Raw genomic sequence first — 21,357 nt, forward strand, 5'->3', positions numbered from 1 at the left:
GGACCTCAGCCGCGACCGGCGCCGTTTGCAACGCGCGGCGATTGCTGCACCAGCGGCTGCCACGTTCCCGCCTTCTCCTGCGCGGCCTGCATCTCCGCCGCCGACAGCAGATGCTTGACGCGTTCTGCCGCGCGGATCGCATCCTTGTCGCCCTCGCGCGAGGCAACTTCGTACCAGAAGAACGCTTTCTGATAATCCTTCGCGAGACCGAGACCGCGCTCGTAAAGCAGCGCGAGATTGAACTGGCTGTCGGTCACACCGGCTTGCGCGGCGGCGGTGAACAGGGCCGCAGCCTGCTTGTAATCCTCGGGCGTTTCGTGCGCCGTCAGCAGCACCGCAAGGTTGTGCATGGCGCGAACATGGCCTGCGGCGGCGGCGCGGCGATAGAGGCCCACGGCCTGATCTTCATTCTTCGGCACGCCCGCGCCGCGCTCGTACAGCGAGGCCAACACGAATTGCGACTCGGCGTGGCCCTGTTCGGCGGCGCGCGCGAGCCAGCGGGACGCCGTTGCGGGGTCGCTCTGGCCGTTCTCTTCCCTCAGGAAACGGCTTGCGATGCGGAACTGTGCTTCGCGATCTCCCCGGCTTGCCGCGTTCGTCAATTCCTGAAGGTCTTCGTTCTTCAACGGCTCGCCATCCTGATCGGAGGCGGAGAGGAGCGAGGGGAGGAAGTGCGTGGTGCCCGCGGATTTCGACGCGGCGGCCCGGTGCTGCGCGTTCGCGTTGCTTGTCTTCGGCGCGAGCAGCGGCTGCGTTTCCAGTGGCGTCGCGGTCAGCGCGATGTCCGTCTGCTCGGTGACCGGCATTTGCGCGGCGGGGCGCTTTGCCTGCGAGTGAAGATAATAGAGTACAGCGCTCGCGATCAGCAGCACGATGGCGACGATCGAAAGCCCGATCAGAGGCAACGTCTTGTCTTCGTCGGAGAACAGCGGAGCCTTGGAGGTGGGTTGCGGTTGCTTTGCATCTCCGTCCGCGCCTGCTTGGTATCCGCCCGCCAACATACGACGATCCGCCTCCTCCAGCGATCGCAACAGGTTCGCGTCGGTCCGGGGAGCCGAGCGGCTTGTGATGGAGCCGAGTTGCGGCTTCTGTGTCGGCTCGGTGCCGAACTCGGCGCCGGGCCGCGTATAAGCTGGCGCGCCGGAGGCGATGGGCATGTGAACGCCAGCCCGGCGTTTTTGCGCGGGCGCCGATGCTGGTGTCGAGGCAGGCGCCGTAATTCCGGCGTGGATGCGCTCGCCCAGCTGATCGCGTTCGAGGAACATACGGAGCGTGTCGTGGACGCGTTCGAGCGCGGCCGCCGTGCGATCGCCGGTTTCGCGCGACTGAGCGTTGAGCGCGCGCAGCTCGTTCTCCACGCGACCGATGCCGCCGACGTCGCCCGTCTCATGAAGCGCGGCCGCGATGTGTTCGGCGGTGACGACTGCGGCGCGCGACGCGGCCACGGCAACCGTCTGGCCGAGTTCCTTGACCGTGTGCCGCGCGGCCGCCTCGAACCCTTGGCGAGCGACTTCGGCGCGGCCGGTTGCGGCGAGAATTTCCTTTGCGGCGCGCGCGATGCGCTCGGCGTCGGATGCGGTCTGCTTGCGCGTTGCGTCGAGCGACCGCGAGAGATCCTGAAGCTTCGTCTCGACGGCGACCATCGTTTGCTCGCCGGGCATCGCGTCGGCAAGCCGGTCGACGCGGGCAATGATCTCCGCGAGCTTTTCGTTGATCGAGACGATTTCGCTCTTGTCGGCTTCCTGCCGGGCGAAGGCGGATTTCAGCTCCGTGAATTTCTGCTCGAACCACGCGAGTTCCGCTGTCTGGCGCGGCGCGGAGGTGGCACCGGCGCGCGCGTGCGGCTCCGAATGTGCAGCTTCAGCGGTGTAGGGCAGGGAAAACTCGCCGAGGCGGGACGTCAACTCATCCATCGGCGGAAAGCCCTTCGGCCGTGGCGCGCGCATCCTTTCGAGATAGGCGTAAAGCTGCGTTTCGGCGTCCCCACCGTCGTCCAGAGCGGATGGAGCGGTTTGCTCCTGGTTCGGAGACCGTTCGGCGGGCGACGTCGCGTTGTCGCCGCGGAACGTGGCAGAGGAATCGCCGTCAAGCGCGATGTCCCACGCCGCGCGCTTGTCGCGGGTGTTCTCGACATCGAGGTCGCCGTTTTCCAAGCGGCCTTTTTTCACGTTGTCCTGTCCCGCCATATCGATGGAAACGCGCTCGTCGCCCTTGAGGTCCTGAAACGTACGTCGAAGTGAAATCACTGACCGCAAGAGGATACGAGCATGCGTCTCTCTCTAGCAGGTGAACTGCAAACATGAGGTAAACGCACGGTTAAAACAGGATAAATTTTCCCGGAAAGCTTTCGTGAGCGTGCCGCAAAACGGTCTTCTGTCGCGCTGGCGCAGCCGAGAAAGCGAACTGAGATTCTGCGCCGATTCCCGCAGGTTTGCCAGCGACGGAGGCACCGTTCGCGCCGATTGGCCGGCGACCGCGCCCGGGATGCAACGCCTCGAAAAATGGGCGCTGCGCGCGCGGTGGTCAGAGCAGGTTTGCGATACAACCACGCACACACATAGAGCGTGAGCGAGAAGGCTGTGCCCCGAAAGCAACGCTCTGGCCGGCGACCAATCGCTGAGGGATCGTGCCTGCGTAGTCCCTATCGCTGGGGCGCAGGCAAAGCACGGCTTCCCGTCGGGCAACACTCACTTTCAATCCATTGGGGACAGCCCCGAATGGTTTACGCTCGGGCCGCCATTGCGCTTTTCTGAGGCGGAAAAGCGTTGCACCGCAGCCGTTTGCGATCTGGTAAGGTTAAGGCAAGGTTGAGGATCGCATTTGTCTCAAGATGAGATAAACCTCGATTGAAAGCTGTTCGGCTGAGGTGACGGTCGAACGGAACGCGTCTTGTTTCGAGTTCAGGTGTCATGTTTACAATATTGCTGGCGGAAGATGACGATTCGATGCGGCGTTTCCTGTCGAAGGCTCTGGAACGCGCGGGCTATGAGGTGGTGTCCTACGACAATGGGGCGGACGCTCTCAAGGGGCTGAAGGAGAAGCGCGTCACGCTCCTTTTGACGGACATCGTCATGCCCGAGATGGACGGGATCGAGCTTGCCAAGCGCGGCTCCGAACTCGACCCCGAAATGAAGATCATGTTCATTACGGGCTTCGCGGCGGTGGCCTTGCAACACTACAACGAGGCGCCCGAGAAGGCGCGCATCCTGTCGAAACCGATCCATCTGAAGGATTTGGTGCGCGAGGTCGATCGCATGCTGGCTGCCTGAGGCGGGCGCTCGGGGCGCTTTAGCGCTCCGAGGTTGCGGGTTCCCGCGCGGCTACCTTCTTGGGAAGAGCCAGTTCCTCCCTGAGCGTGACGTAATTCAGAAAATCGGTTTCGGACACCGTGCCGAGGAGCGTGGTGCCTTCGAGCACGGCGAGATGGCGGCAGCTGTTTGCCTGAAGTTTGCGCAGCGCCTCGAATGCGGTCGCTGTCGGCGAAACGACGGTGCCGAAGGTGAACGGCTCGGCGATGGCGCGGACATAGGTTTCCGACCACTGCGACTCGGGCACGCGGCGGATCTGTTCGGGGCCGATGAAGCCGAAAGCGCGGCTGGCTTCCGTAACCACGACAAATTTCCGGTTCTGCGGGTAGATCGTATCGCGGACGAGTCGCTCGACGGTGAGGTCAGGGGCGACCGTCACGGGGTTGCGCTCCATGAGATCATCGACGCGAACGCCGCGCAGGTTCTCCGCTGCGTTGGTGACGCCGCGGGCCTGCGAGGCCGCCGCCGCCACGAACAGGCCGATCAGAAGCAGCCACGTCCCGCCCATCATATTGCCGTTCACGATCTGCAAGAGGCCGGTCACGACAAGAAAGGCACCGAAGACCGAGCCGCCCGCCGCCGAGATACGTGTCGCGCGCCGCAGATTGCCGGTGCGCCACCAGATGAGCGATCGCAGGATGCGGCCGCCGTCGAGCGGGAAGGCGGGTGCGAGGTTGAACAGCGCAAGCATAGTATTCGCGAGCGCCAGAAACGAGAACACGCCCGATGCGGCGGGATGAGCCGGCCCGGATTCAACCATAAGGGCGTAGAACAAGGCCGCGAGGCCGACGCTGGCGACCGGTCCCATGAGCGCCACCCAGAACTCGGCACGGGGCGTCTGCGGTTCCTGACGGATTTCCGCGACACCGCCGAAGATGAACAGCGTGATATCGCCGACGGGGAGGCCGAAGCGGCGCGCTGTGTAGGCATGTGCCAGTTCGTGGAGGACGATGGAGAGGAAAAGCCCTGCCGCCCCCGCGATGCCCATGGCCACGTACAGATACGAGTTCTGATGGGGCACTACGCCGGGAAAGTACCGCGATGCCAGCGTCACAACGAGGTAGAAGGCGAGGAAGAACCACGTGACGTCGATGACGACGCGAAAGCCGAGAAGCGTGAAAAGATTGAACCGGGCCGCGAACATGTGTGCTCCAAAGCGGGGATCGGCGGCGCAGCCGTAACCGCCCGCTTACGATATGTGAAACGGTGTGCCGCGAAGTTCAAGCGTTTCGAGCGCGCACCCATCGCGCATCGCCGCTTCACCTTATGTGTTGGGGCTCGGACGCTCAGGATCACGCTGAGGATTTATTCGATTGCGAACGAGAGAATGGCGGAGAAAAACACGAGAACTGCGGTTGAAAGAGTTCCGACCAAGCGTATCATGAGCCTAAGCTCTGCAAAGGAGGTTTGTCATGTCGTCGCGTGCCACAAATGCGCCGTTCACGCTCTTCGAACTTTCCGGACTCAAGCCGAGGCCACCGCGCCTGTCCGAGGCCGTTGTCATCCTCATCGACGCGCAGAATGTCTACCGAACCGGGCCGCTCAGGCTCGCAGGCATCGACGAGGCGGTCGAGCGCGCGCGCGTTCTGCTGGCCGAAGCACGGCGGGCAGGCGCGAAGATCGTGCACATCGCCCATCGCGGGGCTGCGGGCAGCCCATTCGACCGAGCGACGGAAAGCGGGGCATTCATGCCGGACCTTGCGCCGCTGCCGGGCGAGGTGGTCGTGGAGAAAACGCTCGCGAACGGCTTTCACGGGACGAACCTCGCGGAGCATATAGGCGGCGCGGGCGCAAAGATCGTCGTCGCGGGTTTCATGACGCACAATTGCGTGTCATCCACGGCGCGTGCGGCATTCGATCATGGCTATGAAATCACGATCGCAGCCGATGCCAGCGCGACACGCGACCTGCCGTTGGGCGGCGAGGTGGTTCCCGCAAAGGTGCTGCATGAAGCCGAACTCGCAGGGCTAGGCGACCGGCAGGCCTGCATCGCGACCGTCGCCGAGATTATCGCCGCTCAGTGATAGCCTTCGCCCTCGGTGACCTTGCCCCGGAATGTCCAGTAGACGAAGGCGGTGTAGCCGAGCACGAGCGGCAGGAACAGAAGCGCGCCGATCAGCGAGAAGATTTGTGATTCAGGCACGGCGGCCGCTTCCCATAATGTGATCGACGGGAAGACGAGATACGGGAAGACCGAGATGCCGAGCCCGAGGAAGCACAGGAGGAACAGCGTCATCCCGCCGAGAAAGGTTTGCAGGCCCGAGCCCTTGCGCGCGCCGCGATAGGTGACGAGCGCCGTCACCGCGGTCAGGAATGGCACCGGCCAGAGCCAGACGATATGCTCGCCGCGAAACCAGCGTTCCGCGATGTGATCCGACATCAGCGGCGTCCACAGGCTCACTGCCGCCACGAAAAACAGCGTCGCATAGAGCGCCCATTCTGCGTGGCGTTGGGCGCGGCGCGCGAGATCGCCGTCGGTTTTCATCATCACCCACGCCGACCCAAGCAGGATGTAGCCCGCCATGAGCCCGACGCCGCAAAGAAGCGAGAACGGCGTCAGCCAGTCGAACGTGCTGCCCGCGAATTCGCGGTTCTGGATGTTGATGCCCTGCATGAAGCCGCCGAGCACCACGCCTTGCGCGAAGGTGGCGACCGTCGAGCCGAGCGCGAAGGCGCGGTCCCACCAATGGTGGTGCGGCTTCGACACGAAGCGGAATTCGAACGCCACGCCGCGAAAGACGAGCGCCAGCAACATCACGAAGATCGGGATGTAAAGCGCGGGCAGGATCGTGCCATAGGCGAGGGGAAAGGCGACGAGCAGCCCAGCGCCGCCGAGCACCAGCCATGTCTCGTTGCCGTCCCAATAGGGCGCGATGGCATTCATCATGTGGTCGCGCTCTTCCTCGCTCGTGCCGGAAAGGAAGAGCATGCCGATGCCGAGATCGAATCCGTCGAGCAACACATACATCACGATGGCGATGCCGATAAGCGCGGCCCAGACGAGCGGCAGCCAGTACGCGATTTCACCCATGGCTTGCTCCCGTCCTGATTGAGCGCAAGGATCGCGACCTGTCGCGATCCTGATTTTCGCGCGGCCTGCGCATCATCCCCGACCGCGCCCTGTTTCCGTCGCCGCCGAGATGGGCCGCGCGGGTGTGCCTTCGTCGAGCCCTTCCGGCGCTTGCAGCACCGGGCCTTTGTGAATTAGGCGGTTGATGTAGACGATGCCCGCCGAAAACACGATCAGGTAGACGAAGAAGAAAAGGATGAGAGAGGTTCCAACCGCTCCCGACGCCACCGGCGAGACGCCCTCCGACGTGCGCACGAGGCCGGTTGCGATCCACGGCTGGCGGCCGACTTCGGTGGTGAACCAGCCCGCGACGACCGCGACGAAGCCGAGCGGCCACGAGTATTTCGCGGCGCGCATGTAGGTGCGGTTCTGGAACAGTCGCCCGCGCCACCAGAGGAACCCGCCTATGCATGCGAGCACGATGAACCAAATTCCGATGGCCACCATGAGCCGGAAGCCGAAGAACGGCATGTAAAGGGGCGGGCGGTCGGCGGGCTTGAACTGCTTGAGGCCGGGAAAAAGGCCGTTCCAGTCATGCGTGATGATGAAGCTGCCGAGATTGGGGATCGCGATTTCGTAGTCGTTCGACTCCGTTTTCGCATTCGGCAGTGCGAACAACACGAGGGCGGCGGGCTTCGTGCCGTCCCAATGCGCCTCCATGGCGGCGAGTTTCGCGGGCTGATATTGCGCCGTCTTGAGGCCGTGCTGGTCGCCGATGAACGCCTGAAGCGGCGCGAGCACGAGGATCATCGCGAGCGCCATGCGCACCATGACGCGGCTTTCGTCGGCGTAACGGTTAGCGAGCCAGTAGCGTGCGCCGACCGAGAGCACCACGATGGCGGTCGTGATGTAGGCGGCCGTCACCATATGCGCGAAACGATGCGGGAAGGTCGGGTTGAAGATCACGGCGATCCAGTCCACCGGCACCATGATGCCGTCGCGCACCTCATGGCCGGTGGGATATTGCATCCAGCTGTTGGCCGACAGAATCCAGAACGCGGAAAGCAGCGTGCCGAAGGCCACCATGCAGCTTGAGAAGAAGTGCAGGCCGCGCGGCACGCGGTTCCAGCCGAACAGCATGATGCCGAGGAACGTCGCTTCGAGGAAGAAGGCGGTCATCACCTCGTAGCCGAGGAGCGGCCCGATGACATTGCCCGTGGTTACGGAAAAGCGGCTCCAGTTCGTGCCGAACTGGTAGGACATCGGCAGCCCCGACACGACGCCCATCGCGAAGGACACCGCGAAAATCTTGGTCCAGAAACGCGCGAGGCGATGATAGCGGTCGTCGCCGCGAAAATACCAGATGCCTTCGAGCGTCGCGATATAGGATGCAAGCCCGATGGTGAACGCCGGGAAGATGATGTGAAACGTCACCGTGAAGGCGAACTGGATGCGGGCCAGAAGTGTCGCGTCTAATCCGAGGTCCATCGGCGGTCTCCTGCGATGCGGGCGGGCGGCAAACCATCGCTCGCGCGGGGGCGCGGCGTCGCAATCCGGCGGGCGCCGTCAGGCAATCACGCGCAGCCTGCGCGGCGCTGACGTCAGAACCGCCGCGAGCCGACGAGGCCCAGAACACCCACGAGAATCAAATAGATAGCGACGACGTAATTGAGGAGCGCGGGACGGAGCAGGATAAGGACGCCGGCGAGGATTGCGATAATGGGTTGCAGGGGAATGCCGTTCATTGAAATGCCTCCTGTAGTGGTCCGATGCCGGATGGACCGGGAAAATAGGGTCGCATGAAAAAGTCTCAAGACAAGCTCATGTTCCGGCGATTGTCCGCTTGAAGCGCGATTTCGTGCGTGCTATGAGAGCGGCTCCAAAGGCGGGGCGGGACCAAAACGCGGTTCCAGGCGCTCCGCAAACCGGTCCGGACACGTAGCTCAGCGGTAGAGCACTACGTTGACATCGTAGGGGTCACAGGTTCAATCCCTGTCGTGTCCACCATTCAGCCTCCCACGCATTGTCAAGCTCCTCGCGATCAAGGCGCAGCTTGGCCGCGCCGCTTGCCGCGACCTTCTTTTTCGCCGCCTTGCGCATGTAGACGCGCGTCATCTTGGCATCCAGCCGAACATCGCCATCAACTCATGTTCGTCGCGCCCGCTTCGGTCGCGCGCACCATGGCGATCGCGATCCCGTCAATATGTCGCGGCTATGCGCAGTTCTTCTTGTACAGCCCGCGCTTCTTCGTCTCATCCTTCGCGGCGTCGATAAGGGAAATCACGTCATCCCAGCCCCAGAGCTTTTCGGCTAAGCCAGCGGCCACTTCTTGACAGAGCTTTAATTCTGTAATACTCGAATTATAAAATTAAGGGGTGCCCAATGGCCGACGCTCCGCAGGAAAAAGACATCGCACGCTTCGCCGACATGATGGCGGCGCTGGGCACCGAGACGCGGCTTCGCATCGTGCGTCTTCTGCTTTCGGCGCACCCTTACGGCCTTGTCGTGGGCGAAATCGGCTCGGAACTCGGCATCCCGGCCTCGACGCTCTCCCATCATCTCGAAAAGCTGAAGAACGAAGACCTTGTGAAGGTCCGCCGCGAAAGCACGTTCCTTCGCTACACGGCGAACACGCAGGCGCTGCAAGACATCCTCGCCTTCCTCTTCGCCGAATGCTGCACGCGCAACCGAGCCATCAGCCCGGAAGAAGTCACCTGCTGTAAGGAGCACACACCATGAGCGACACCAATGTGAAGGAAGCCGTGCGCGAGCGTTATGCGCAAGCGGCGCGGCACGTGAGTGAGGGGCGTCCCAGCTGTTGCGGCAACGCGGCGCTCGAAGGTTCCGAGCCGATCACATCGAACCTTTATGACGTGTCCGAGAAGGGGATGCTGCCCGAAGCGGCGGTGCTGGCTTCGCTCGGCTGCGGCAATCCCACGGCGCTGGCGCAACTCGCGCCCGGGGAAACCGTGCTCGACCTGGGCTCGGGCGGCGGCATCGACGTGCTGCTCTCCGCGCGACGCGTCGGCCCGACCGGCAAGGCTTACGGCCTCGACATGACCGACGACATGCTGGCGCTCGCCCGCGAGAACCAGAAGCAGGCGGGCGTCGAGAACGTCGAGTTTCTGAAAGGCGAGATCGAGGCGATCCCGCTGCCCGACAATTCCGTCGATGTCATCATCTCGAACTGCGTCATCAACCTGTCGGGAGACAAGGATAGAGTGCTGCGCGAGGCTTTCCGCGTGCTGAAGCCGGGCGGGCGCTTCGCCGTGTCCGACATCGTCACGCGCGGCGAAATCCCCGACGACATCCGCAAGAACGTACTCGCCTGGGCGGGCTGCATCGCGGGCGCGCTGGAAGAAGGCGAATACGCGGGCAAGCTCGCGGCGGCAGGCTTCGAGGCCATCGGCATCGAGCCGACGCGCCTCTATCGCGGCGAGGACGCGCGCGAGTTCCTGAGCGGCAAGGGCATCGATGTGGACGCCATCGCCGGGCAACTCGACGGCAAGCTGATGAGCGCCTTCGTGCGCGCGGTGAAGCCCAAGGCGCGCTGCTGCGCGTAAAGGGAGGAGAGAGAAGATGACCGACCCCGTTTACAATGTCCTGTTTCTCTGCACCGGCAACACGGCACGCTCGATCCTGGCGGAAGGCATCCTGCGCAAGGACGGCGCGGGCCGGTTCAACGCCTTCTCGGCGGGCAGCCAGCCGAAAGGCATCGTGAACCCGTATGCGCTGAAGACGCTGGCGGCCTACGACTACCCCGCCGACGGCTTCCGCTCAAAAAGCTGGGACGAGTTCGCCACGCCCGATGCGCCGAAGATGGATTTCGTCTTTACCGTTTGCGACAACGCGGCGGGCGAAACCTGTCCCTACTGGCCGGGGCAACCGATGACCGCGCATTGGGGCATCGAAGATCCGGCGGCCGTCGAAGGCACGGACATCGAAAAGCAGCGCGCCTTCAACGATGGGTTCCGCTTCCTGCGCAACCGCATCCAGGTTTTCACGGCGCTGCCGCTTCGCACTGTCAGCAAGCTCGCGCTTTCCGACAAGTTGCGGGAAATCGGCCGCATGGAAGGCTCCAGTTCGAAGACCGAACAGGCGAGCTGACGGGCGCGTCCGATTTGGGTTTGCCACCGCCATGACCGCGATCAGTTGCCGATGGCCCCTGATCGCGGTTCGTCAGGCGATGGTGCCGAGGCGCGCTATCCCCTCGGCGCAATGACTTCGCCATCCTCCTTCGTGAACGGTCCGATGTCGGGATTCGGCAGGATCACCAGCACCTCTTCGGAAGGACGGCAGAGCTTGACGCCCTTCGGCGTCACCACGATCGGGCGGTTGATGAGGATCGGATGCGCCAGCATCGCCTCGATCAGTTCATCATCGGACCATTTCGGATCGTCGAGGCCGAGGTCGTGATGGGGCGTGCCCTTTTCCCGCAACAGCGCGCGCGGGGGAATACCCATCGCCGCAATCAGTTCCTTGAGCTTTTCGCGTGACGGCGGCGTTTTCAGATACTCGATGATCTCCGGTTCCTCCCCGCTTTGGCGGATCATCGCCAGCGTGTTGCGCGAGGTGCCGCAAGCGGGGTTGTGATAGATGACGATGCTCATTTAACGCGCCTCCAGGCTGTGTTGAGCGTGCTTTTCAAGAGCACCCAAGACCGCAACCGGGGTCACTTCTTACCCACGCGCTTTGGCGAGATGGGGCGCTTCATCTCCCGCGGCCGCGTCGGCTTCCACGCGCTTTTGAGCTGTTCACGATCTTCACGACCGACATCACCGGCACCTCGATCAGCACGCCCACCACGGTCGCGAGCGCGTGAACGGTCAGGCTCGCCCGGAAATAACGGTAGCCGGAGCCCGCAGCGGGGTTCCTGCCGACTTTGGCGGCGCCACCCAAGAGCGCAGAGATGAACCTCGACCGCAACGCCAGCCCGGCACAAGCAACGGAGAGCAGCATCCAGCTCGGCGATGCCGCAGGCTACCATAACGGCTCATTTCAACTGAGGTCATTCAGCAATGACAGGCGAGGTACTTCTGATAAGGCCGCGTCGCTTCGAGGATGACCGGGGCTGGTTTTCCGAAACCTATAACGAGCGGAATTTTCGGCAAGCAGGGATGCAATCGCGGTTCGTGCAGGACAATCACTCCCTTTCCCGCGAGAAATACACGCTGCGCGGGCTCCATTTCCAGAGGCCGCCTTTTGCGCAGGCAAAACTGGTGCGCTGCTCGAAAGGGCGAATCTTCGACGTCACCGTCGATATCCGCACAGGCTCGCCAAGCTTCGGCGGGTGGGCCTCGGTCGAACTATCAGCGGAGGGAGGCGAACAACTTTTTGTCCCCGCTGGCTTTCTCCACGGCTTTCTGACGCTCACGCCCGATGCCGAGGTCATCTACAAGGTGTCCGATTTCTACGATGGGGCATCTGACGCAGGCGTTCGTTGGGATGACCCGGCAATTGCCGTGAACTGGCCGCTACCCGAAGGCGTGCCGCCCACGCTTTCCGCCAAGGATCGCGGCCTTCCGCTGCTCGCCGCCATCGACAGCCCCTTCATGTTCCAACCGGGCGATGTGCCCCTCACCGAGGCTCCCAGGGAATTGCGGCCATGAAAATCATCGTCACTGGAGGAGCCGGGTTCATCGGCTCAGCGCTCGTTCGACACCTCATCGACGAGACGACGCACACCGTTCTCAATCTTGACAAGCTGACCTATGCGGCGTCGCTGGCGTCGCTGGCTTGCGTGTCCCACAATCCTCGCTACAGCTTCGTGCATGGCAGCATCTGCGATTCAGCTCTGCTGGAGCGGGTGGTGGCCACGTTCGACCCCGATGGCTTTATCAATCTCGCGGCGGAAACCCATGTGGACCGGTCGATCGACGGCCCCGTCGCGTTCATCGATACGAATATCAACGGCACGTTCCGGCTGCTTCAGGCTGCGCAAGCGCATGTCGAAAGGCTTCCAACCGATCGGCGTGCCCGCTTTCGCTTCCTCCATGTCTCCACAGACGAGGTCTATGGCTCGCTCGGTGAGACCGGAAAATTTCACGAAGCGACGCCCTATGATCCGCGCTCGCCCTATTCCGCATCGAAAGCCGCGTCCGATCATCTCGTCTCGGCTTGGGGACATACATACGGCCTCCCAATCCTGATCACGAACTGCTCCAACAATTATGGCCCGTACCAATTCCCCGAAAAGCTCATTCCGCTTTGCATCATCAAGGCGCTTGCCGGTGAAGAACTGCCGATCTACGGGCGAGGGGAGAATATTCGCGACTGGCTTTACGTCGATGATCATGTTCGCGCGCTGACCACAGTCTTCGAGCGCGGCATCCCCTGCCAAACCTACAACATCGGCGGCGACGCAGAGCGGCGTAACATTGATGTCGTGCGCCGGATTTGCGCCGTGCTCGACACTCTGCGGCCGAGAGACGGCGGCAAGCATTATGCAGACCTCATTTCATTTGTTGCCGATCGCCCAGGCCACGACGCGCGGTATGCAATCGATGCCTCCAAGATCCGCGCGGAGCTTGGTTGGAGCCCTGAACAGAGTTTCGATGCCGGCATCGAAGCCACGGTGAAGTGGTATCTGGAAAACGAAGATTGGTGGGAGGACATCCTCGCCCAAAATTACAAGGGTGAGCGGCTCGGCCTCAAGAGAGCCCACGGATGAGCGCCGCGGAGATCCTCATCACCGGAGGAAGCGGGCAGTTGGGCCTCGAACTGGCGCGGCTGCAGTGGCCCGATGGCGTGCGTTTGCGGACTCCGGACAGATCGGAACTCGACCTTTCGAGCACGGAGAGCATCGCCGCCTACATTGATGCTTGCAGGCCACTCGCGATCATAAACGCGGGTGCCTATACGCAGGTCGACAGGGCCGAGAGTGACCCACTCACCGCCTTCGGTCTGAATGCGATGTGCCCGGCCGCCATTGCCGAAGCAGCCCGCCGCCATGGCTCCCGTCTTATCCACATCTCGACCGACTACGTTTTCGACGGGAGCAGGGACGGCTTTTATGATGAAAGCGATGCAGTGTCTCCGCTCGGTGTCTACGGCGCCAGCAAGGAAGCCGGCGAGCAGGCGGTCCGGGCCATTCTTCCCGGATCGGTCATCGTGCGCACGGCATGGCTGTTCAGCCCGTATCGCACCAATTTCGTCAAGACGATGCTTCGCATCGGGCGCGAGCGTTCTTCCGTCAGGGTCGTAGCGGATCAGTTCGGGTGCCCGACGGCTGCCTCGGATCTCGCCAGCGCTCTGCAAACGATCGCAATACGTCTTGTCGAAGATCCTGCCGCACCCACGGGCACGTTCCATTTCGTCAACGGCGGTGAGGCCACGTGGTACGCGCTTGCCTGCGAGGTCTTCGCCCAGGCAACCCGGTACGGCTATGCGGCACCTGCCGTGGCCCCAATCTCCACCGCCGAGTATCCAACACCGGCTCGCCGACCGGCGAATTCGCGCCTGTCCGTTGCTCGCCTCACCGAAAGCTACGCAATCACACCGCGCCCATGGAAACTCGCCGTCGCGGAGACCGTCGAACACTGTCTTGAGGAGGAAAGCACTTCATGAAAGGCATTATTCTGGCCGGCGGTTCGGGGACGAGGCTTTACCCCGCCACGATATCGGTAAGCAAGCAGCTGCTACCGGTCTACGACAAGCCGATGATATACTATCCGCTTTCCGTGCTTATGCTTGCCGGCATTCGAGAGATCCTTTTGATCTCGACACCTGCTCATCTGCCGCTCTTCAAGGAGCTTCTCGGCGACGGCAATGCCTATGGAATATCCCTCAGCTATGCGGAACAAGCGCGCCCGGAAGGTCTGGCGCAAGCTTTCCTGATCGGCGAGAAATTCATAGGCCATGACAATGTAGCTCTCGTCCTCGGCGATAATATCTTCGTGGGCGGCGGCCTGTCCGACTTGCTGACTGACGCCGCTTCGAAAAGAAATGGCGCCACCATTTTCGCTTACCCTGTGCACGACCCCGAGCGATACGGTGTCATCGTGTTCGATGCGGAGGGCAAACCCGTCGACATCGTGGAAAAGCCGAAAAATCCGACGTCGTCTTGGGCGGTCACCGGCCTATATTTTTACGACCATCGCGTCGTGGACATAGCAAAATCCATTCGGCCCTCGCCACGGGGCGAACTCGAGATCACCGATGTCAATCGGACATATCTCGAATGGGGCGAACTGCACGTCCAGCGTCTCACCCGCGGCCATGCCTGGCTCGACACCGGCACGCATCACTCGCTCCTTGAGGCGTCCGAATTCGTACGCACGCTGCAAAAACGCCAAGGGCTTCACATCGCCTGCCTTGAAGAAATCGCCTTTCAGAAAGGCTTCATCGGGCTCGACGCTCTCGCCGAGCGCGCCAGGCTCTTCGGCAAGGTGGAATACGGTCTCTATCTCGCGGATCTCGTGGGCGAAGCCACTCGGGAGCGAAAACTCGGTAGCTGAGGCTTGTGGCCCTGCCGCCCCTCGGCTTCAACGCGGATCGGATCGACGGCATGTCGGGGCTGTCTGCTCGCCTCCGTTTACGGCGTCCGCCTCGTCGCGAATTTGCCCGGGCCCATGCATTCCGCGCAAATGCCGCGCCTGCCGGAACCGACGCCTTGATGGGCGGTATTGGATTTATGCATGGACGCGCGACGCTGCTTCACGATCACCGCCCCTGTTTCGCGCTGACCGAACCCGAAAAGCCGGCTCCCGCGGTCGATCCTTCAGCTTATGTGCGGGTGTCGGCGATAATGCGGCGATCCTCCGCCCGATGTACCCCGCGACGTCCCCTCTGCAAATGCGGTTCGATCGCCGACCGACCGCATCCGAAGGCCAGTAATTGCTTTGCTTCTACGACACGCGGCGAGCCTTCCGGAATCGGAGAATCAGCATTCGCGCTCGCCCGCAATCCTATCGAGTACAAAGTCTGGAAGCGATAGACGCAGCAGTTCTTGTGGTCGACGGCGCAGGGCTCAGCAGGGAAAGCCCCGCTCGAATTTCACCTCGTGTCACCAATCACATGAGCACCGCCCCGCCTTCTCGAGGCAGAAACCTGTTTTAGCAACCTTCGTGGTTGCCTGCGTGGAATCGCTTTCCAGATGCGTCTTGGCCCTTGCCAAGCCGTGCAAAACCCGCTTTATATCGCCGAACCGGCCGCAAGGCCGCAAAGCGCCCCCTTCGTCTATCGGTTAGGACGCAAGATTTTCAATCTTGAAAGAGGGGTTCGACTCCCCTAGGGGGCGCCAACACTCTCCCAAGTCATTGATTTTGTTACCCTTTCTGTCCAGTGGGGCAGAGGGTGGGACAATGCTCTCCAGGCTGAGCTTGGCCGCGCCGCTTGCGGCGAGCTTCTTTTGCGCGGCCTTGCGGGTGTAAATGCGCGCCATATTGGCGTCGTCCCAGCCGAACATCGCCATCAATTCATGCTCGCTTGCCCCGGCTTTGGCCGCGCACACCGCGCCGATCTTCCTCAACCCATGCGGCGAGCATTGCGGCAGTCCCGCCCCTTTGCACCATTCGCGGAAAATGTTGCCAAAGCCCGCTGCGCTGTGCGGCTTCCCGTAGGCCGTTTCAAGCCACGTCTCGGCCCCAAGCGCGCTCGCATCGAGGATGACGCGCAGCGGCGGCAGGATCGGCAACGTCAGAACTTTCGCGCCGTTCTTCCGGCCCTTGAACTGAGAGAAGGTGACAAACAATCCGTCCCTGCTCTCGTGCTTCTTGCCAATCCGCACGGCATCCGAGCGGCGCACGCCAAGATAAAGCATGATCGCCATTGCGAGCCGTGGCTTCGAGCCAACGGGCCAATGCGCTTCGAAAGCGTCCACATCGTCGTCGGTCCAGGTGTAAAAGCCGTCCGACCCGCTTTTCAGCTTTTCCACCTTTTCAGCCGGGTTGGTCGCGACGAGATCGTTCTTCAGCGCCCAGGCGAACAAGGCCGAGAGTTGCTTAAGGCGGAAATTCGCCGCCTCCGGCAGATCTGCCTTCATGTCTCGAAGCTTGCGGACATGCGCTCTCTTCATGGCGGCGAAGGGGGCGTCCCCGAGTTTTTGGCCGTTGCTGCCAACGATGGCGCAGATTTCGGTGAGGGCTGTGCGCTTGCGTCGCTTGGTGTCGTCCTCGAGAGACTGGAAAGCAGCCGATTTATAGTAGCGCTCGCATAGCCACTCAAAACTCTTCTCGGCCTTGGAGGCGGGGCCTTGCTCGCCGAGAGCAGCCTTATACGCGGACAGAAATTCTTCCGAGCCGGGCAACCCGCGAAGTCGGATTTTTGGCTTTCCGGGGCGGCGAAAATAGTACCGCACAGTCCCGTGTCGATCACGATCCCGCGTAATATATCTGAATTTCACAAAGGCCATAATTATCTAACCTCGAAATACATCCCCTGTTTCCCGCTCCCGGCACCTTATCCGAGCGCCTCATCCCACGGATTGCGTTCGATTTCCGGCGCAGGGTTCAACGTAAACGAGCCTTCCGCCTCTTCCTTCATCCGGTCCCAATCGGTCGCGAGGGTCGCCGCGTCGAACAGGACCACGTTTTTGCGGAGACGATATGGCCTGTGCACCTTGCCTTCGCTCACCCATTGGCGAAGCTGGCTTTCGCTCACGCCGAGCCTCGCCGCTGCCTAGCTGGCTCGAAGCGCCAGTGGTGATGCGGAATCGCCGATCCGAGACATGGGTGCCCCGAGTGATGCGTCGTTATTAGCTAGCATAATACTGACTATCAAATGTATTATAGCGTTCACGCATGTCGCGCCAAGCACTTTCTTGTCTAGCACCTTTTTTTCGGTGGCGACCTCGGCGGAAGGCTAAAGCCTCGGCAACCTCCATTGCAGCCCAGACTTTTGACGTCAAGCCCCGCCGTTGAACAAGACCCGCGCTGGTCAAGAGGCATCAAATCTGCTAGCAGATGCAAGAGTGCGATCTGCGGTGCGGCGATCCGGAAAGACCTATGACGACAATCACGATCACATCGACAAAGGGAGGGGTCGGAAAAAGCTCGCTTGCGGCAGGGCTATCGGTGCTTGCCGCCCAGGAAACGCGCCAGGTCGGGATCGTCGATCTCGACGACAGCCTCGGATCCTTGAGCCAGTGGTGGGCGCTTCGCGGCGAGCCGGCGGCCCCCTATCTCATTCGCCGGGAAGGCGCGCTTGCGGACGACGTCAGGCGCTATGCGGCGATCTTCGACTGGATCTTCATCGATACCTCGCCCTACGACCTCGGCGTTATCGAAGAGGCGATCAAAATCGCCGATGCCGTCGTGATCCCGACACGGACGAGTTTCTTCGACGCGATGGCGGCAAAGCAGGTGTCCGATCTGTGCCGCGAGCACAAGAAGCCGTTCGGCTTCGTCTTCGTCGGCTACCACAAGAGCCTCGATGACCTTGCGCGGCAAACCGAAGACGCGCTGTCTCCATTCGGAACGGTTTTCCGGACGAAGATCACCTTCGACCGCTGCTTCATGGAAGCGCCGATCCACGGCAAGGCCGGGCATGAGATGAATACGAAGGCGCAAGCCGAAATGACCGCGCTTTGGTGCGAGGTCAAGGAACTTGCGGCTGGGGGAGGCGGGGAATGAGCGAGGGTGAAAGCGGCCGTACGATGAGCGATGCGATGCAGATCACGCTCGCCAAGGGCTTCGGGACACCGAGAAGGCCTGCTCAAACGCCGCTGAAGGCAACGGGCCGTCTCATCAGGCGGGCGGGCGACGCCAAGCCGAAGGGGCCGCTGTCGCAGTTCAATGTGCGGATTGAGCTCGACCTCAAGGAGGCTGTGACGAAGGCCGCCGAACGAGAGGGCGTGTCCCTCGTCGAGTGGGTCGAACGGAGCTTCCGGGCCTCGCTCGAAGCCGACGAAGAAGCATCCGGCTGACGCGGCGGCGGCCTTCGTCCTGATCAAATATGATGCGTTCCGCAGCCTTTCCGGCGAGCATGAAGGCTCGCTTCTCGATCATCTCCTGCGACAGGATGGCCGAACGCCAATTCCGTCTTCGAGCCGCCGCGCCTCGACGACGGCTTCGCGCCGCCTGCCGACCTCGGCTGATGTTCGTCCTCGATACCAACGCCCTCTCGGAGTTGCGTCGACCGGATCGGGCGAACGCGGGGCTCACTGCATAGGCGGCGGGCGCAACGCGCGCGGAACTGTTCATCTCGGCGATTGATCGAGCTTGGCGTTGCTGAGGCCGAACGCAACGATGCGATCAAGGGAGCGGTCTTGCGCGCGTGGATCGACGGCAAAAGGGCCACCATCCGTCGCAAGCGGTGGTGAGCGGTCTCGCGCGCGTGGATCGACGCGTGGCAGACTTTCGCGATCGCATCATGCTGCAACCCCCGGAGGCATGCTCAAGTTTGCTTGGCCGCGCCAATCCCGGTGGTGCAAAGGTCGACCTCATTCCAGGATCATTTGCGGTCCCTAAAATCGTCGCTTCCTTCTATCGCCTCACGCCGAATTCGTTCTAGCACCTCGGATGAACTTCCTTCTAGCATGTTGCTAGAAGGAAGTTAGGCTGAAGTGATAGATCCGTTCTAGCCAATGTCTAGCATCTTGCTAGAAATTTGGGTCATTTCGATCTAGCAACATGCTAGACGCGTTCTAGCACCTTTCTGCGCCCGAAACGGGTGGTCGGGATAACGCTCATCCTCCCCTCAAAAGTGATGGCAAGATGTGTGAAAGCGGGCCCACTAGGGGAGCCGCTTTCAGCCGCGCTTACTCTCCTTCGGATCGACGCGGAGACGCGAACGACGTCGAATTGACGTGCAGGTCATGCGTCTGCATGTCGGCGACTGAGCATGCTGAGATGTCAAAAGCGCCGTCCGGTAATGCGCGAAATTTCGGCGAGGTTCGGCGCTATTTGCGGCGCGAAGTTCGCCTGAAAAAGGACGGCGCTGGGCGTTCCTGAAGGTCAGCAAAGCCTCTCCTCGACGGGCATTTTGCCTTTCGCGACTGCCGCAGCCCTCACCCCTTAAGCCGCAACCCCTCGTTGTCCAGAAACTCGATCCCGGCCTGTTCGAACGCCTGCTGAGCATCGTATCCAGCCCGCGAGGGCGGCGCGGCCGGGATACCGCAACCGCTGTTCGGTGACGGAAAAGAGGCCTACCGAACGGTCTTGTCCGGCACCCCTGACTTCGCCTCGAGCCATTCCTCGATGACGATCGCCGCGAGTTGAGCGGGCGGTCTCTTGTCAGCCTTGGCAAGCTGCACGAGGAGCGCCTTCTGGGAAGGCGTCAGGCGGATGGTCAGGGTTTCAGTTTTCTTCTCGTCCATGAGCACGCTGTATTCGATTGTGCTCGAAGAATTCATCGTGTACAAAATAATCATAAGAGTGTTGTGAACACGGAGTTGCCCGATGGAGAATGAAATCCGCCAGATCGCCAGCGATCTCGTCGAGGTCATCGTCAGATTGCAGTTTCTTGCTGTGAGGCTGGAAAGAGTGGTCAGGGAAGCTGGGGTGAAGCCGAAGCGGGCCGATCAGTCGTCTTGAGGACTCGCTTGGACCTTTTTGAAAGGATGCCACTTATACCTAAGTAAATAGGTTGGCGTCAGATCGAGAGCAGGTTATGAGCATCCGGGGCGCAGACAGGGAGGAAAGCCGGCATGAGCGAGCCCGACTGCTAGGACGACGGTTGGAACAGCGAGGGTCTTGTTAGGGGAGAACAAGCTCTTGACGACATGTTTTCCTATATAGACGATCTGCATCTCAAGCATAAAGATGTAACGCGTAGCGGCGACCAGGATAAAATCGCATTTCTTGAAGCTAAAATAAAAGAGGCTATCACGCTTCAAAAACTTCTTTACACTTCCATGGTCGTGGAAGTCTTTGAGCACTGCGTCGCTGAGTTGGATGCGCTCAAAAAATCTTTCAGGAGGGATGCGTGAACAGCCGCTCTTAAAAGCTTTCTCCTGAGATCCACGACGAGATCTTCGAGACCGTAAAACACAATACGCTCGCGAACGCCCAAGCCGCCGCAAAGCCGGTTCTCGCCATCATCGGTGCCCAGCCGGGCGCGATGCGATGGAGAATAAGTGCGGCATTAATAGAAGGCATGGCTCCAGCCCCCGTCATCGTCAGTCAGGCGGAGGCGCGGCACTTTCATCCTCACGCGGCCGAGCTACTCGCCAGGGACGAAAAATCGTTCATGCAGGCTACGGAGGCCGACGCGGAGAAATGGGCTGAAGGGCTTGTTCTCGCCGCCATTGAGGGCCGCCGCAATATCGTGCTCGACGGGTTTTTCAAGCGGCAGGAAGCGACACTCAACGTCCTCCGCCAGGCGCGCGAGGCCGATTACGACACAAGGGTTGTGGCTATCGCAGTCCCCGAATCGATCTCGCGAGCGCGGATCGTAGACCTCTACGAGGCCGGAAAAGAAAAGCGCGGCTGTCCAAGCTCACGCCGGTGGTTTCGATACGGGCGAGCCAGGTACCAAAGCGCCCAGAAGCGACGTTCCGACGAGAATGTAAAGCAGCCCTGTGTGCCGATATCCACAAGAAGGAGTGGAAACAGGAACGCTGTCATAACCGCGCCGACCTTCGCGAATGCGGCAGCAAACCCCGCGCCTTCTCGTTTCTTTCGACGACGAACCTCGCCTTCGGCGAATGGCTGAGCGTGTTCGGGGACGCGAAGATGACGACGGCGCAGCTCATGACCACCGGCCGCGATACGCTTTCGAAATCGGAGACCGTAACCGTGGCGGCGATAGAGAAAAACGTTCCTCTGCTCGTCGAGGCGCGAGAGATCATTGCGACATTCCATACGATGGTCCGCAAGAAGGCGGAGGCCAACTCGACCGCATCGAGATGGCTCGAACCAGCCTCGTCGCATCCTTCGTCAACGGCGTCATCAATGACAAAGCTGCAGTCAGTGCCGCAATCTCTTCGTCATGGTCCAACGGCCAAACTGAGGGCCAGATCACCAAGCTCAAGCTCGTCAAACGCCAGATGTACGGACGCGCAAATCTAGCTATTCAGTCCCATACTGTGATGGTCTGGCTTTCGGATGAAGAGGTCTGGCTTTTCCTCGCTGAGTTTCCGGATAGCCTCGAAGGGTGTCC

Annotated in this window: 23 protein-coding genes, 2 tRNA genes and 3 pseudogenes; 17 read left to right on the forward strand and 11 right to left on the reverse strand. The window is 61.5% G+C overall.

The window, feature by feature from the left end; all coding sequences use genetic code 11:
• Positions 1-5: 5 nt before the first annotated feature.
• Positions 6-2,246, reverse strand: a complete 2,241-nt coding sequence (locus T281_RS03530) for a tetratricopeptide repeat protein (RefSeq protein WP_037234268.1) — start codon at positions 2,244-2,246, stop codon at positions 6-8.
• A 663-nt stretch (positions 2,247-2,909) separates the two neighbouring features.
• On the opposite strand from T281_RS03530, the gene cpdR reads away from it, so the two are divergent.
• Positions 2,910-3,269: a cell cycle two-component system response regulator CpdR gene (gene cpdR, locus T281_RS03535; RefSeq protein WP_037234271.1), complete on the forward strand. Its 360-nt coding sequence runs from the start codon at positions 2,910-2,912 to the stop codon at positions 3,267-3,269.
• 19 nt (positions 3,270-3,288) lie between these two features.
• On the opposite strand, the gene T281_RS03540 is transcribed toward cpdR, so the two are convergent.
• Positions 3,289-4,452 carry a site-2 protease family protein gene (locus tag T281_RS03540; protein ID WP_052036988.1) on the reverse strand — a complete coding sequence of 388 codons (1,164 nt, stop codon included), beginning with the start codon at positions 4,450-4,452 and terminating at the stop codon, positions 3,289-3,291.
• 268 nt (positions 4,453-4,720) lie between these two features.
• Between T281_RS03540 and T281_RS03545 the strand changes: the two genes are divergently transcribed.
• Positions 4,721-5,332 carry a cysteine hydrolase family protein gene (locus tag T281_RS03545; protein ID WP_037234274.1) on the forward strand — a complete coding sequence of 204 codons (612 nt, stop codon included), beginning with the start codon at positions 4,721-4,723 and terminating at the stop codon, positions 5,330-5,332.
• On the opposite strand, the gene cydB is transcribed toward T281_RS03545, so the two are convergent.
• From cydB to T281_RS03560, 3 genes are all read right to left on the reverse strand, one after another.
• Positions 5,326-6,339: a cytochrome d ubiquinol oxidase subunit II gene (cydB, locus tag T281_RS03550; RefSeq protein WP_037234277.1), complete on the reverse strand. Its 1,014-nt coding sequence runs from the start codon at positions 6,337-6,339 to the stop codon at positions 5,326-5,328. The two genes, T281_RS03545 and cydB, sit on opposite strands and share 7 nt — an antisense overlap.
• A 72-nt stretch (positions 6,340-6,411) precedes the next feature.
• Positions 6,412-7,806 carry a cytochrome ubiquinol oxidase subunit I gene (locus T281_RS03555; protein WP_037234280.1) on the reverse strand — a complete coding sequence of 465 codons (1,395 nt, stop codon included), beginning with the start codon at positions 7,804-7,806 and terminating at the stop codon, positions 6,412-6,414.
• A gap of 113 nt (positions 7,807-7,919) precedes the next feature.
• Positions 7,920-8,063, reverse strand: a complete 144-nt coding sequence (locus T281_RS03560) for a DUF3096 domain-containing protein (protein ID WP_127077352.1) — start codon at positions 8,061-8,063, stop codon at positions 7,920-7,922.
• A 187-nt stretch (positions 8,064-8,250) separates the two neighbouring features.
• Between T281_RS03560 and T281_RS03565 the strand changes: the two genes are divergently transcribed.
• Positions 8,251-8,325 (forward strand) — tRNA-Val (locus T281_RS03565).
• On the opposite strand, the gene T281_RS18625 is transcribed toward T281_RS03565, so the two are convergent.
• Positions 8,296-8,433 (reverse strand): hypothetical protein, encoded by a 138-nt coding sequence (locus T281_RS18625; protein ID WP_155955071.1) that lies wholly within the window; start codon positions 8,431-8,433, stop codon positions 8,296-8,298. The two genes, T281_RS03565 and T281_RS18625, sit on opposite strands and share 30 nt — an antisense overlap.
• Before the next feature lie 267 nt (positions 8,434-8,700).
• Here T281_RS18625 and T281_RS03570 point away from each other — a divergent pair, with 267 nt between their 5' ends.
• Genes T281_RS03570 through T281_RS03580 form a run of 3 tightly spaced genes read left to right on the forward strand, consistent with a single transcriptional unit; the run spans position 8,701 to position 10,425 of the window.
• The gene (locus tag T281_RS03570) at positions 8,701-9,057 is read left to right on the forward strand and encodes an ArsR/SmtB family transcription factor (RefSeq protein ID WP_013421072.1); all 357 of its coding nucleotides are present in this window, start codon (positions 8,701-8,703) and stop codon (positions 9,055-9,057) included.
• The gene (locus T281_RS03575; RefSeq protein ID WP_037234292.1) at positions 9,054-9,881 is read left to right on the forward strand and encodes an arsenite methyltransferase; all 828 of its coding nucleotides are present in this window, start codon (positions 9,054-9,056) and stop codon (positions 9,879-9,881) included. The genes T281_RS03570 and T281_RS03575 overlap by 4 nt, the downstream gene beginning before the upstream one ends.
• A 16-nt stretch (positions 9,882-9,897) precedes the next feature.
• A complete protein-coding gene (locus T281_RS03580) occupies positions 9,898-10,425 on the forward strand; it encodes an arsenate reductase ArsC (protein WP_037234296.1) in 528 nt (175 codons plus the stop codon).
• Between the two features lie 95 nt (positions 10,426-10,520).
• On the opposite strand, the gene arsC is transcribed toward T281_RS03580, so the two are convergent.
• Together arsC and T281_RS03590 are read right to left on the reverse strand one after the other, a co-directional pair.
• Complete coding sequence (gene arsC / locus T281_RS03585) at positions 10,521-10,928, reverse strand: arsenate reductase (glutaredoxin) (RefSeq protein WP_037234299.1); 408 nt, start codon at positions 10,926-10,928, stop codon at positions 10,521-10,523.
• Between the two features lie 100 nt (positions 10,929-11,028).
• The gene (locus T281_RS03590) at positions 11,029-11,277 is read right to left on the reverse strand and encodes a hypothetical protein (RefSeq protein ID WP_037234302.1); all 249 of its coding nucleotides are present in this window, start codon (positions 11,275-11,277) and stop codon (positions 11,029-11,031) included.
• Between the two features lie 59 nt (positions 11,278-11,336).
• Here T281_RS03590 and rfbC point away from each other — a divergent pair, with 59 nt between their 5' ends.
• The 5 genes from rfbC to T281_RS03615 all read left to right on the forward strand — a co-directional run bounded on the left by rfbC (position 11,337) and on the right by T281_RS03615 (position 15,559).
• Entirely contained in the window at positions 11,337-11,927 is a 591-nt protein-coding gene (gene rfbC, locus T281_RS03595; RefSeq protein WP_037234305.1) for a dTDP-4-dehydrorhamnose 3,5-epimerase, read from the forward strand.
• Positions 11,924-12,988 carry a dTDP-glucose 4,6-dehydratase gene (gene rfbB / locus T281_RS03600; protein WP_037234308.1) on the forward strand — a complete coding sequence of 355 codons (1,065 nt, stop codon included), beginning with the start codon at positions 11,924-11,926 and terminating at the stop codon, positions 12,986-12,988. Before rfbC ends, rfbB begins: the two co-directional genes overlap by 4 nt.
• Positions 12,985-13,884 carry a dTDP-4-dehydrorhamnose reductase gene (gene rfbD, locus T281_RS03605; protein ID WP_037234314.1) on the forward strand — a complete coding sequence of 300 codons (900 nt, stop codon included), beginning with the start codon at positions 12,985-12,987 and terminating at the stop codon, positions 13,882-13,884. Before rfbB ends, rfbD begins: the two co-directional genes overlap by 4 nt.
• The gene (gene rfbA / locus T281_RS03610; RefSeq protein WP_037234318.1) at positions 13,881-14,774 is read left to right on the forward strand and encodes a glucose-1-phosphate thymidylyltransferase RfbA; all 894 of its coding nucleotides are present in this window, start codon (positions 13,881-13,883) and stop codon (positions 14,772-14,774) included. Before rfbD ends, rfbA begins: the two co-directional genes overlap by 4 nt.
• Before the next feature lie 710 nt (positions 14,775-15,484).
• Positions 15,485-15,559: transfer RNA gene (locus T281_RS03615), tRNA-Glu, on the forward strand.
• Between the two features lie 168 nt (positions 15,560-15,727).
• Here the strand turns inward: T281_RS03615 and T281_RS19830 are convergent.
• Together T281_RS19830 and T281_RS03625 are read right to left on the reverse strand one after the other, a co-directional pair.
• Positions 15,728-16,669 (reverse strand): annotated as a pseudogene (locus T281_RS19830) (tyrosine-type recombinase/integrase); the annotation flags it as partial.
• A gap of 47 nt (positions 16,670-16,716) precedes the next feature.
• Positions 16,717-16,917, reverse strand: coding sequence for a hypothetical protein (locus T281_RS03625; protein ID WP_037234324.1), 201 nt, complete (start codon positions 16,915-16,917; stop codon positions 16,717-16,719).
• A gap of 344 nt (positions 16,918-17,261) precedes the next feature.
• On the opposite strand from T281_RS03625, the gene T281_RS03630 reads away from it, so the two are divergent.
• Complete coding sequence (locus T281_RS03630) at positions 17,262-17,888, forward strand: ParA family protein (RefSeq protein ID WP_037234327.1); 627 nt, start codon at positions 17,262-17,264, stop codon at positions 17,886-17,888.
• A complete protein-coding gene (locus tag T281_RS19275; RefSeq protein WP_037234330.1) occupies positions 17,885-18,181 on the forward strand; it encodes a toxin-antitoxin system HicB family antitoxin in 297 nt (98 codons plus the stop codon). The genes T281_RS03630 and T281_RS19275 overlap by 4 nt, the downstream gene beginning before the upstream one ends.
• Positions 18,182-19,402: 1,221 nt before the next feature.
• Here the strand turns inward: T281_RS19275 and T281_RS03645 are convergent.
• The gene (locus T281_RS03645) at positions 19,403-19,573 is read right to left on the reverse strand and encodes a hypothetical protein (RefSeq protein WP_013419498.1); all 171 of its coding nucleotides are present in this window, start codon (positions 19,571-19,573) and stop codon (positions 19,403-19,405) included.
• Between the two features lie 82 nt (positions 19,574-19,655).
• Here T281_RS03645 and T281_RS19720 point away from each other — a divergent pair, with 82 nt between their 5' ends.
• The 4 genes and pseudogenes from T281_RS19720 to T281_RS19480 all read left to right on the forward strand — a co-directional run.
• A complete protein-coding gene (locus T281_RS19720) occupies positions 19,656-19,790 on the forward strand; it encodes a hypothetical protein (protein ID WP_276324616.1) in 135 nt (44 codons plus the stop codon).
• 188 nt (positions 19,791-19,978) lie between these two features.
• Positions 19,979-20,185 (forward strand): hypothetical protein, encoded by a 207-nt coding sequence (locus T281_RS03650; protein ID WP_037234338.1) that lies wholly within the window; start codon positions 19,979-19,981, stop codon positions 20,183-20,185.
• Between the two features lie 131 nt (positions 20,186-20,316).
• Positions 20,317-20,631: pseudogene (locus T281_RS19835) on the forward strand (zeta toxin family protein); the annotation flags it as partial.
• A 236-nt stretch (positions 20,632-20,867) separates the two neighbouring features.
• A pseudogene (locus tag T281_RS19480) lies at positions 20,868-20,942 on the forward strand (ATPase); the annotation flags it as partial.
• Positions 20,943-21,357: the final 415 nt, after the last annotated feature.

It is taken from the genome of Rhodomicrobium udaipurense JA643 (assembly GCF_000636015.1).
GTDB classification, from domain to species: domain Bacteria; phylum Pseudomonadota; class Alphaproteobacteria; order Rhizobiales; family Rhodomicrobiaceae; genus Rhodomicrobium; species Rhodomicrobium udaipurense.